The following is an 11722-nucleotide window of genomic DNA, read 5'->3' as shown; positions in this document are numbered from 1 at the left end:
CCGCCCCGCGCCCGGCACTACCGAATGACTCCTGCAACAGAAAAGGCCGGGGTCTCCCCCGGCCTTCTCAGTTCATCCCGTTACCGCGATCAGGCGATCGCTTCCTGGTAACGGCGCTCGACTTCGTTCCAGTCGATGACGTTGAAGAACGCGCCGATGTATTCCGGACGACGGTTCTGGTACTTCAGGTAGTACGCGTGTTCCCACACGTCCAGGCCGAGGATGGGGGTGTTGCCTTCCATCAGCGGGCTGTCCTGGTTGCCGGTGCTCTCGACCACGACCTTCTTGTCCGGGGTCACGCTCAGCCACGCCCAGCCGCTGCCGAAACGGGTCAGCGCCGCCTTGGTGAAGGCGTCCTTGAACTTGTCGAAGCCGCCCAGGTCCTTGTCGATGGCCTTGGCCACGTCGCCCACCGGGTTGCCGCCAGCATTCGGAGCCATCACGGTCCAGAACAGCGAGTGGTTGGCATGGCCGCCACCGTTGTTGCGCACCGGACCCTGCAGGTTCTCCGGCAGCGACTTGAGCTTCTTCACCAGTTCTTCGACCGGCAGGTCAGCGTACTCGGTGCCTTCCAGCGCCGCGTTGACGTTGTTGATGTAGGTCTGGTGATGCTTGGTGTGATGGATTTCCATCGTCGCCGCATCGATATGCGGTTCCAGCGCGTCGTAGGCGTAGGACAGCTTGGGCAGGGTATAGGCCATGATGCATCTCCTGATTGCGAGGGCACCCGACGGTGTCGGGCGTTGCGCGGTGAATGATGGGGACAGACCGCCAGATTACCAAGGGGGATGTAAAGGAAATTGCGTCCTGCCAGTGAGCATGACGGCAATTGTTACGCAGCAGTGACGCGACGCCGTCCTCATGCACCGTGCAGCGCACAGGCGCTACAGTGCCCGCACCACCCTCGCCCACCCCTGCCCATGCGCAACCCCCGGCTGCTGATCACCGCCATCGCCCTGCTGCTGCTCGGCCTGGTCGCCAACCATTTCATGCAGCGCCCGCCGACGCCGCAGTTCGCGCCGGACCTGCAGGGTGCGCCTGCCGCGCGCGCGCCGGCGCCGACCACGGCCACGCCCGCAACCGGCAACGACAGCGGCCTGCCCGCATTCCTGCCCGCTGAAGCCCGGCAGACCATCGCCCTGATCCAGCGTGGCGGCCCGTTCCCGCACCGCCAGGACGGCAGCACGTTCGGCAACCGCGAACAGCAGCTGCCGCAGCGCCCGCGCGGCTACTACCGCGAATACACCGTCGACACCCCCGGTGCGCGCACCCGTGGCGCTCGCCGCATCGTCACCGGCGGCGATCCGCCGGAGGCGTGGTACTACACCGACGACCACTACGAATCGTTCCGCAGCTTCACCGTACCGGCCCAGGGAGCGCAGTGATGAGCCACGATGATTTCGGCCTCGGCCTGCATGACATCAACAATGCCGGCGTTTACGCCATCGACAGCGACGACATCGGCGCACTGGCCGCGGCGATGCGCGATGCCGGGCTGAAGGTGATCCGCATCGACCTGGAAGGCGTGGCCGACAAGCGCACCCTGCTGGCCCGGCTGGCCGCGCAACTGGATTTCCCTGCCGGCTTCGGCGGCAACTGGGATGCACTGTCGGACAACCTGCGCGACCTGCAGTGGCTGCCAGCCAACGGCTACGCACTGTTCCTGGCCGACGTGGATACGTTGCGCGCCTCCACGCAGAAGGATTTCGACACGTTGCTGGACGTAATGGACGAAGCCAGCCGCGACTGGGTTGGCCGAGACGTGCCGTTCTGGGTGTTTCTGTCGCAGAGCGCGTGAGGTCACCACCCAGGTAGAGGCCGCCCCTGGTCGGCGCACGTGCATCCGGTAGATGCCGACCTTGGTCGGCGCTTCTGTGCCAACCAAGGTTGGCACCTACCAAAGTGCGAGCCGGCCAGTGGGTTGGCGGAGACCTGCCGTTCTGGATGTTTCTGTCGCAGAGCGCGTGAGGTCACCACCCAGGTAGAGGCCGCCCCTGGTCGGCACACGTGCTCCGGTAGATGCCGACCTTGGTCGGCGCTTCTGTGCCAACCAAGGTTGGCACCTACCAAAGCGCGGGCCGGCCAGTGGGTTGGCGGAGACCTGCCGTTCTGGGTGTTTCTGTCGCAGAGCGCGTGAGGTCACCACCCAGGTAGAGGCCGACCCTGGTCGGCGCACGTGCTCCGGTAGATGCCGACCTTGGTCGGCGCGTCTGTGCCAACCAAGGTTGGCACCTACCAAAGCGCGCCAGCATGGCCGTCACATCCCGCGATGGGTCCATCGAAAAGCCCCCTTGTTGTTCAAGGGGGCGCGCCAACGGCGCGGGGATAAGGAAACATGCGTGGACAGCGGGAGCCGTTAGCGGCTCCCGTTGTCTTCCTGCAGCTCTTTCTTGAACGGGATGTCCGGCGGCGGTCGTGCCACCGCTGGCTGGTCCTGCATGTTCGGATTGGTCAGTCCGCAGCCACCGCCGGCCTGCAGAATCGAGATCACGCAGGAGATCTTCGTACTGGTACCTGGCAACGGAATCTCCATCGCCTTGACGCCCTTGCGCACCCACTCGGCCAGCAGCGATTCCTGCGGCACCCAGTACTTGTCGAACGAAGTGGGCGTGTAGTCGTACGGCGGTCGCTTCAGCCAGGTGCCCGATTGCGCGATGCGTTCCTTGCTCCAGCCATCGTTGGCACCACCGGGGGCACCGCGCTCGGCACGACCCTCGCCTTCCTGGCCCGGCACGCGGACGCTGCCATCGGCATTGAACAGGCCACTGCCCTTGCCGCTGGTACTGGCCTGGCGGGCGCCCTTGTCGGCGCCGTCCTGGTTGCGGCTCGATGCACCCCAGTCATCGCCCTTGGCGGGCGTGGCCCAGTTGCCCGGATTGGGGGCCGGGCGCGCTCCGGCCTGGGCCGGGGTCGTGCTGGATGCAGCAGGCCGCGCGGCGCTGCTGCTCGCCTGCGTCGCGCTGCCATTGGCCGCCGGCGCGGGCGTTGCCGCGGGTGCATTGCCACTGGAAGACGAAGGGGCTGCCACCGGTGCCGAGGCTACTTCGCGCTCGCGCACCTGTACGTCACGACCCGCCGGCGCATGCACTGCCGGTTCACGACCGGCGACGGTCGCCATCCGCACCTGCGGATCGACCACCGCCTGCACTTCACGCTCGCGCACCTGTACGTCGCGCTGCGGCACGCGCACCTGCACATCGGTCGTGCGCAGCGGCTGCGACACCGCCGGTGCATCGACCGTACTGACTTCGCGCTCCTGCACCGGGATGTCACGCAGCTGCGGCGTCCGCACCGCGATCTGCGGCGCACGCATCGCGGTTGGGGTTGGCGGCGCCTGCACCGGCTGCACGCTGCGCTCGCGCACCGTGGGCGTGGTGTCACGCGGCACGATGCTGACCTCGGTGCGCGGCACGCTGACCGGCGGCACCACGAAATCCGTGCTGGCCTGCGCCACTTCGGTGGCCTGCACCGGCGACGGTGGCGGGGCCGCAAGCGGGGCCGGCTCGGCTTCGGCCGGCGGCGACGGCGCGCTGGCTGTCGGTGCTGGAGCCGGTGCAGGCGCAGGCGCCGACGCGGCCGCAGGACGCGGCTCAGGTGCAGTCGCGGCCCCTGCTGCCTGGCCGGCGGCAACCTGGCCGGCCGGTGCAGCCGCAGCCGCCTCGGCACCCGGCTGATCGCCTCCGCCCTCCTGGGAGGCGCGGCCGACGAATTCCACCTGCACACGCTCGCCTTCGGCGCCCTCTGCTTCCGGTGCCGTGGTGCGGATCACCGCAACCCACAGCAGCAGCATGAAGAACAGCAGGTGCAGCAGCGCGCTGGCCAACGCCGAGGTCCAGCGCATCCAGCGCTGATCGCGCGGCGCAGCGTCCCAGTCCTGCCAGAACAACCGGCGCAGCGCCTGCCACGGCGACAGCCGGGGTGATTGGCCCGGCGCTCCAGGCAGCGGGCGCGGCAGCAATACCGCAATCACTTCGCGGGCGTGGAACGGCCGCGGCAGCGGGCCCAGCGAGCGCAGCCACAGCGCCCAGCCATAGGGCAGGCGCGTGGACTTCTCGAGGACGGCGCGTGGCTGCTGGCGGGCCAGCAGCAGTTCGATGAGTTGCTCGGCCCGGGTCAGAGGCACGCGTCAGCGGTCAGGCGACGTTGCCGCGCGGGATATACGGCGCGTGGCCGCTGTCATGGTCGGTCGCGTCGCGCACGGCGGTCACGCCCGGCACGCGGCCCATCAGGGTCTTCTCGATGCCCTGCTTGAGCGTCACGTCGGCCATCCCACAGCCCTGGCAGCCACCACCGAAGCGAAGCAGCACCACGCCGTCGGACGAGACTTCCTGCACGGCCACCTTACCGCCATGCGAGGCCAGCTGCGGATTGACTTCGTTTTCCACCACCCAGTGCACGCGCTCGACCAGCGAAGCGGCATCGCCGGGGGCCTCGCCCTTGATGCGCGGCGCCTTGATGGTCAACTGCTGGGTACCGGCGGTGCCGGCGACGATGTCGATCTCGGCGCCATCGAGCCAGCCGACACTGCTCGCATCGACGTAGAGGGTGAAGCCATCGCAGTCCACCGCCCACTCGTCACCGAGCAGGTCGGTCGGTTCAGCGAACTCCAGCCGGGCATCGGCGCGCGGGGTGCCGGGCTCGACCGCACTCAAGCGCACGCCCATGCCGGGCACGCCCTCGCGTTCGATCAGCTTGCGGAAATGGGTCTGGGCAGTGTCGGAGATCTGGATCATCAGGCTATTCTAGCCAAGTAAGCGTCAACCGCTCATTCGGTTTATACACCGTCCGGCGCATTGTTCAGTCAACACGAGGTGGAGATTCCCATGGCCGACCTGATTCCACTGGCCCAGGCCCGTTGCGTGCCGCGCAAAGGCAGCGATCACAAGCTTGGCGAAGCCCGCCTGGCCGAACTGCTGCCGCAGATTCCCGGCTGGGAGCTGAGCGAGGGCGGCCAGGCCCTGTCGCGCACCTTCCGCTTCAAGGATTACTACGCCACCATGGCCTTCGTGAACGCGCTGGCCTGGATCGCCCATCGCGAGGACCACCATCCGGACCTGGGCGTGCACTACGATCGCGCGGTCGTGCGCTTCTCCACCCACGATGTGGGCGGCCTGAGCGAGAACGACTTCATCTGTGCGGCGAAGACTTCGGCCCTGACGGAGCAACTGCCATGAACGTACGTTTGCTGAGCCTGTCCCTGATCGCTGCGACCGGCCTGGCCGGCTGTGGCGCGTCCGAACCAGCGGCACCACCACCGCCGCCGCCCACCGAAGTGGCTGCGGTGAAGACACCGCCGCCGCAGTACCCGCTTGAGCTGGCCTGCATGGGTGTGGGCGGCACCAGCACCTTCAAGGTGACCATCGGCACCGACGGCAAGCCGAGCGAAGTGGCTCTGCTGACCGGCGCCGGCAACCCCCAGCTGGACGAGCTGGCCAGGACCGCCGTACAGGGCTGGCAGTTCAATGCCGCCACCCGCAACGGCCAGCCCGTGCCGGCCACCATCCAGGTGCCGGTGAGCTTCAACCCGCCGCAGCCGAAGCCGGACCAGTGCTTCGCCATCGAAGAACGCCTGCGCCGCGGCGGCTGATCGCGCGCTCCCCGACGAGGCCAGCCGACGCCCGCCTCGCCCTCCCCGCCCCGGGTTCATCCGGGGCGGTTGTCTGTTGACCAGGACCGCGTCGGTACATGCTGCAGATTCCCCCCGAAAATGTCTGGATCGCACTGGCGGTCACCCTCGCGGCCGGCCTGGCCACCGCCATCGGCAGCCTGCTGGTGCTGTTCTCGCGCCGCCCCAACCCGCGCCTGCTGGCCTTCGGCCTGGCCTTCGCCGGCGGTGCGATGGTCTATGTGTCGCTGTCGGAGATCCTCAACAAGTCCATTGCCTCGTTCGCACTGGCCTATGGCGAGCGCACCGGCTTCACCTACGGCACTCTGGCCTTCCTGCTGGGCGTGATCGTGATCGTGCTGATCGACCACTTCATCCCCAACCCGCATGACAGCCTAGACAAGCAGGACCCGGCGTTCCGCGAGAACAGCCGCGAGTACCTGAAGCGGGTTGCCCTGCTGACCTCGATCGCGATCACCGCGCACAATTTCCCGGAAGGGTTGGCAACCTTCTTTGCCACGCTGGAGAGTCCGTCGGTCGGCATGCCGCTGGCCTTCGCCATCGCCATCCACAACATTCCCGAGGGCATCGCCATTGCGGTGCCGGTGTACTTCGCCACCCAGAACAAGTTCTACGCGTTCAGTGCCAGCCTTCTGTCCGGCCTGGCCGAACCGGTGGGTGCGGCGCTCGGCTACTGGCTGCTGTCCGGGTCGCTGTCGCACGCCACCTTCGGCTGGGTGTTCGGGCTGATCGCCGGCGTGATGGTGTTCCTGGCGCTGGATGAACTGCTGCCGGCGGCCAAGCGCTATGCCAAGGGCCACGAGACGGTGTACGGGCTGGTGGCAGGCATGGGCACGCTGGCGATCAGCCTGGTGCTGTTCAAGTGGTGAGGGGTTTGCGGCCAACGGGCTGAGCCCCCTCGCGGCTGGTACGTCCCGCAGCATCGAGAGGTCACGGGCGGGGGGGTGTGCGCGGGGCCGGCGCCCTACCTCCCTTGGTGGTGGGGCAGCCGCATCCATGCGGCGGACACCCCTGCAAGCCGCCCCCGCCCGTGCCCCGTCATTTTTCTGTGCGTGCCAGCCACGCGATGAAAGAATAAGAAAGCGAAGCCCGCGCTGCGCGCGCGAGTCGAGCGTCGCTCGACTCTACAAAGGCTACGTGCGGGTATGGGTCTACGCTGCGGCTGTCTGGTCCGCCTTGTAGCTAGCCGAGCACCGCAGGTCCGGCGAGGGTGAAGAGGCGCGGGTGTCTGAGCGCAGCGAGTTCCGCGCCGCCCCTCGGCGGACCGAGGAGCGCAGGGCACCGGCGCGCAGCGCCGGCTCGCGGATGGCGGCGTGTTTCTTTGGTTACTTTCTTTGCACGAGCAAAGAAAGTGACAAGCCCACTCATCGCAGGGAAGCGACGGCGCCGACCAAGCACCCGGCGCCGCCGAACCGCCGTCAGCGCAGCCGGTCCAGCGCCTCGACCAGCTCATCGGCCAGCGGCGCGTTCAGCACGTACGGGCTCTTGCCATCGTCCAGTGCGAACTCCAGCGAGGCCGCGTGCAGGAACAGACGCTTCAGCCCGATCTGCTCACGAAGCCGCTTGTTGACCGCAGGATCGCCGTATTTGTCGTCTCCGGCCACCGGATGCCCCAGATGCTGGGCATGCACGCGGATCTGGTGGGTACGGCCGGTCTCGATGCGGACTTCGCAGTAGGAATGACCACCGCGACGCTCCAACACACGGAAGTGGCTGATCGATTCCTTGCCGATCGCATTGACCTGCACATGGCGCTCGCCGCCCTGGCGCAGGCCCACGTGCAGCGGCGCATCGACCGTCATCACGCCGTCCGGCATGCGCCCGGCCAGCAGGGTCAGGTAGCGCTTGCGGATGCCGGCGCCGTGATCTTCACGCAGCAGCGCCTGCAGTTCGCTCAGCGCGGAGCGCTTCTTGGCCACGATCAGCAGGCCCGAGGTGTCGCGATCCAACCGGTGGACCAGCTCGAGGGTCTGGCCTGGGCGCAGGGCGCGCAGGGTCTCGATGGCACCGAAACTGATGCCGCTGCCGCCGTGGCTGGCCACGCCGGTCGGCTTGTTCAGGGCCAGCAGGCGGGCATCCTCGAAGACGATGGCCTGCTCCAGGCGGCGCATGAACGCCTCCGGCGGACCGGCCTTGTCTCCCTCTTCGGTGAGACGGACCGGCGGCACACGCACCTCATCACCCGCCTCGAGCTTGCGTTCGGCCTTGGCGCGGCCACCATTCACCCGTACCTGGCCGCTGCGCACCAGCTTGTAGACCAGGCTGCGCGGGGCACCCTTCAGCTGGCCGAGCAGGAAGTTGTCCAGGCGCTGGCCGGCACGGTCGGCGGGAACGGTGATCATGCGCACGGAAGGCTTGTCGCCAGCGGGTTTGGTGGGGTCTTGGGCAGTCATCAGGCTGTTTATTCTGTTACACTCGGGGGGCGAGATAAGGGATTGATTTCGTTGGAAGTTACTCAGGGCCAGAAGCCCAGCTTCCGACGAATCCGGCACAGTGCGCGACCACCGCCCGCGGGGCGGCCATGTTAGCGGCTCACCGGCCTTCCCGGCCATCGCCGGATGCCTGACACGCAACCGTGCTGAACATGTCCCGCGTGGCGCTCCAGCCTGGCTGACAGCTGCCTGCGGCCTGTAACACCCCAAAACCCATAAGAGTGAAGCGCTCCCGCGGCCTGCCGTGGTGTCGTAGCGCTGGAAACCCAAGCCGCCCTCCCCGCGCTTGCGCGAATGGGCGGCGAACCGTGTCCAGAGGCGAAACCCCATGGCGTTCCGCGCGGTAGCCGCTTGCGAGGAACGCAACAATGAAGCGAATGCTGATCAACGCCACGCAGGCTGAAGAGCTGCGTGTTGCCATCGTGGATGGCCAGTCGTTGTATGACATCGACATCGAGCAGCCGTCGAAGGAACAGAAGAAGTCCAACATCTACAAGGGCCGGATCTTCCGCATCGAGCCCTCGCTGGAAGCGGCCTTCGTTGAATACGGTGGCGGCCGCCATGGCTTCCTGCCGCTGAAGGAAATCTCCCGCGATTACTTCCAGGCCGGTGTCGACCACAACAAGGCCGGCATCCGCGAACTGCTGAAGGAAGGCCAGGAGATCGTTGTCCAGGTCGACAAGGAAGAGCGTGGCAACAAGGGCGCCGCCCTGACCACGTTCATCTCGCTGGCCGGCCGCTACATGGTGCTGATGCCGAACTCGCCCAGCGCCGGCGGTGTCTCCCGTCGCATCGAGGGCGAAGACCGGGCCGCCCTGAAGGACGCCCTGGACAAGCTGAACATCCCTGACGACATGGGCGTGATCATCCGTACCGCCGGCGTCGGCCGCGATGCGGAAGAGCTGCAGTGGGACCTGGACTACCTGCTCAACGTCTGGCGTGCCATCGCCGAAGCCGCGCTGAGCAAGCCGGCCCCGTTCCTGATCTACCAGGAATCGCGCCTGATCGTGCGTGCCCTGCGTGACTACCTGCGCGCCGACATCGGCGAGATCCTGGTGGACACCGAGGAGATGTACGAGCATGCCCGCGAGTTCATGCAGCAGGTGATGCCGCAGACCCTGCGCAAGCTCAAGCACTACAAGGACGACATCCCGCTGTTCAACCGCTTCCAGATCGAATCGCAGATCGAAGGCGCCTACGAGCGCAACGTGCGCCTGCCGTCGGGCGGCTCGATCGTGGTCGACCAGACCGAAGCGCTGACCGCCGTCGACGTGAACTCCTCGCGCGCCACCAAGGGCAGCGACATCGAGGACACCGCCTTCCAGACCAACCTGGAAGCGGCCGAGGAAGTGGCCCGCCAGCTGCGCCTGCGTGACCTGGGCGGCCTGGTGGTGATCGATTTCATCGACATGGCCTCCAACAAGCACCAGCGTGAGGTCGAGAACCGCCTGGCCAACGCGCTGAAGTACGACCGTGCGCGCGTGCAGGTCGGCCGCATCTCGCGCTTCGGCCTGCTGGAAATGAGCCGCCAGCGCCTGCGCCCGAGCCTGGGCGAGTCGAGCCAGATCGTCTGCCCGCGTTGCGACGGCCACGGCCGCATGCGCAGCGTCGAGTCGCTGTCGCTGTCGATCATCCGCGTCGCCGAAGAGCATGCGATGAAGGAGAACACCGGGCAGGTGCTGGTGCAGGCCCCGGTGGAGATCGCCAATTACCTGCTGAACGAAAAGCGCAGCGCCCTGCGTGAGATCGAGCAGCGCCACGAGGCGCCGATCGTGATCGTCGCCGACGAGCAGCTGCACACCCCGCACTACACCGTCACCCGCCTGCGTGAGAACGAGCTGGGTGAAGAGAGCAACAAGCCCAGCTACCAGCGCGGCACCCCGCGCAAGCTGCCGGTGCACGCGCTGACCAAGGGTCAGCTGAACATCCCGCCGCCGGCGGTGACCCAGGTCAAGCACACCTCCCCCGCCCCGGTGCGCGAGGAAGTGGAGCCGGCCGCAGCGGCACCGGCCCCGGTCGTGGCAGCGCCGGTTGCAGCGGCCCCGAGCGGCGGCGTGATCGGTTGGCTCAAGCGCGTGTTCGGTGGCGAACCGGCACCGGCACCGGCACCGGCGGCTCCGGTCGCCCGCCAGCAGCAGGACGGCGGCCGCAAGGACCGCAACAAGGATCGCAACAAGGACCGCAAGGACCGTCGCGACGACAACCGTGGCAACGGCGGCAACGGCAACGCGCAGCAGCAGAAGGACGGCGGCAACCGCAAGGAGCGCGGTGAGCAGCGCAGCAAGGACGGCCGCAACGGTAACAATGGCAATGCCCAGCAGCAGCCGCAGCAGGGCAAGCAGAAGGAGCCGCAGCAGAAGGATGGCCAGCACCAGCCGCAGCAGCAGAACAAGCCGCGCAACGAGCAGCAGGGCCAGAACCCGCAGCAGCCAAAGCTGAAGCAGCCGAAGCAGCCGCGCCCGCAGCAGGACGGTGACAAGCCGGCCGAGAAGCCGCAGCGCAACGCCGCAGAAGCACCGGCCGAAGCCGTGACCGCGGCTGCAGCCGTGGCCGCCACGGCGGTCGCCGCCAATACGGTGACCGCGCAGGAAGCGACCGCGCCGGTTGCTCCGGTGGCCGCCGCTCCGGCCGAAGCCGCAGCACCGGTCGACACCACTGCCAACGCCGCCAGCGAGACCGATGTGGTTGCGGTTGCCGGTGAAGAGGCTGCAACCGACGCCAATGGCGAGCAGACCGGCGAAGGCGCGACCCGCCGTCGTCGCGGCCGTCGCGGTGGCCGTCGCCGTCGTCGCGGTGGCGCCGAGAACGCCGCCGGCAGCGACGCTCTGGGCGATGACCAGGACGATGGTGACGACGGTGACGACGCCGACGGCGCCGAGCCGAGCGTCGACAGCACTGCCGGCACTGTGCCGGTCGCTGCTGCGCAGCCGGCCCGTTCGCAGCCGGAGTTCGACTTTGATGACGAAGCCGAACCGGCCGCTGCCGATGCCGCGAAACCGGTCCGTGCTGCCGCCGCTGTTGCCGCCGCACCGGTTGCCGTGGTGAGCAGCGCTGTGGTCGAAGCCGCCGCCCCGGTCGTGGCTGAAGTGCAGGCCCCGGTCGAAGCTGCTGCGAAGACCGAAGCGGTGTCCTCGCCGGTGCAGACCAGCATGCTCGATGCCATCGACGCCGCGACCCCGGCCCAGCCGGTAGCCGCTGCCGCGCCGGTGACCGAAGCAAAGCCGGTCGCGGTTGAAGCCGCCCCGGTGGTTGAAGCCAAGCCGGTGGCCGTTGAGGCCGCGCCGGTGGTTGAAGCCAAGCCGGTGGCCGTTGAGGCCACGCCGGTGGTTGAAGCCAAGCCGGTGGCCGTTGAGGCCACGCCGGTGGTTGAAGCCAAGCCGGTGGCCGTTGAGGCCACGCCGGTGGTTGAAGCCAAGCCGGTCGTCGAGCCCGTCGCGGCCGCCGAACAGCCGGTCGCTCCGGTGGCGGTGGAAGCCGCACCGATCGAGGCCGCTGCCCCGGTCGCCGAAGCGGTGGTGACGCCGTCGATCGACCCGGTCGCCGATGGCCATGCCGACGCTGCGGCCCAGGCAGCAGAAGCCAAGACCGATGAAGAAGACGAAGAGGCCGCCAAGCGCACGCCGCCGGCGAACTGATCGCTCCTTGATCGCGTGAAAACGAAACG

General features: G+C 67.9%; 10 protein-coding genes. 6 read left to right on the top strand and 4 right to left on the bottom strand.

What is annotated here, in order from left to right; all coding sequences use genetic code 11:
- Window positions 1-89: 89 nt before the first annotated feature.
- A complete protein-coding gene (locus V3B48_RS13830; protein WP_005410310.1) occupies window positions 90-701 on the bottom strand; it encodes a superoxide dismutase in 612 nt (203 codons plus the stop codon).
- 219 nt (window positions 702-920) lie between these two features.
- On the opposite strand from V3B48_RS13830, the gene V3B48_RS13825 reads away from it, so the two are divergent.
- A complete protein-coding gene (locus tag V3B48_RS13825) occupies window positions 921-1385 on the top strand; it encodes a ribonuclease domain-containing protein (protein WP_329893897.1) in 465 nt (154 codons plus the stop codon).
- Window positions 1385-1798 carry a barstar family protein gene (locus tag V3B48_RS13820; RefSeq protein ID WP_032129660.1) on the top strand — a complete coding sequence of 138 codons (414 nt, stop codon included), beginning with the start codon at window positions 1385-1387 and terminating at the stop codon, window positions 1796-1798. The genes V3B48_RS13825 and V3B48_RS13820 overlap by 1 nt, the downstream gene beginning before the upstream one ends.
- Window positions 1799-2356: 558 nt before the next feature.
- Here V3B48_RS13820 and V3B48_RS13815 read toward each other — a convergent pair.
- Together V3B48_RS13815 and V3B48_RS13810 are read right to left on the bottom strand one after the other, a co-directional pair.
- A complete protein-coding gene (locus V3B48_RS13815; RefSeq protein WP_329893896.1) occupies window positions 2357-4123 on the bottom strand; it encodes a hypothetical protein in 1767 nt (588 codons plus the stop codon).
- 10 nt (window positions 4124-4133) lie between these two features.
- The gene (locus tag V3B48_RS13810) at window positions 4134-4733 is read right to left on the bottom strand and encodes an NfuA family Fe-S biogenesis protein (protein ID WP_032129662.1); all 600 of its coding nucleotides are present in this window, start codon (window positions 4731-4733) and stop codon (window positions 4134-4136) included.
- Between the two features lie 90 nt (window positions 4734-4823).
- Here V3B48_RS13810 and V3B48_RS13805 point away from each other — a divergent pair, with 90 nt between their 5' ends.
- The 3 genes from V3B48_RS13805 to zupT all read left to right on the top strand — a co-directional run bounded on the left by V3B48_RS13805 (window position 4824) and on the right by zupT (window position 6495).
- Window positions 4824-5174 (top strand): 4a-hydroxytetrahydrobiopterin dehydratase, encoded by a 351-nt coding sequence (locus tag V3B48_RS13805; protein ID WP_006456031.1) that lies wholly within the window; start codon window positions 4824-4826, stop codon window positions 5172-5174.
- The gene (locus tag V3B48_RS13800; RefSeq protein WP_032129663.1) at window positions 5171-5587 is read left to right on the top strand and encodes an energy transducer TonB; all 417 of its coding nucleotides are present in this window, start codon (window positions 5171-5173) and stop codon (window positions 5585-5587) included. The genes V3B48_RS13805 and V3B48_RS13800 overlap by 4 nt, the downstream gene beginning before the upstream one ends.
- A 98-nt stretch (window positions 5588-5685) precedes the next feature.
- Window positions 5686-6495, top strand: coding sequence for a zinc transporter ZupT (zupT, locus tag V3B48_RS13795; protein WP_006456115.1), 810 nt, complete (start codon window positions 5686-5688; stop codon window positions 6493-6495).
- 549 nt (window positions 6496-7044) lie between these two features.
- Here zupT and V3B48_RS13790 read toward each other — a convergent pair.
- A complete protein-coding gene (locus V3B48_RS13790; protein WP_049401092.1) occupies window positions 7045-8019 on the bottom strand; it encodes an RluA family pseudouridine synthase in 975 nt (324 codons plus the stop codon).
- 407 nt (window positions 8020-8426) lie between these two features.
- Here V3B48_RS13790 and rne point away from each other — a divergent pair, with 407 nt between their 5' ends.
- Window positions 8427-11693: a ribonuclease E gene (rne, locus tag V3B48_RS13785; RefSeq protein ID WP_329893895.1), complete on the top strand. Its 3267-nt coding sequence runs from the start codon at window positions 8427-8429 to the stop codon at window positions 11691-11693.
- The last annotated feature ends 29 nt before the right edge of the window (window positions 11694-11722 follow it).

The sequence above is a fragment of the Stenotrophomonas sp. SMYL20 genome, assembly GCF_036320045.1.
Lineage (GTDB): Bacteria > Pseudomonadota > Gammaproteobacteria > Xanthomonadales > Xanthomonadaceae > Stenotrophomonas > Stenotrophomonas maltophilia_A.
The sequence above is the reverse complement of the archived record's forward strand: the minus strand, read 5'-3'. Positions and strand labels throughout refer to the sequence as shown.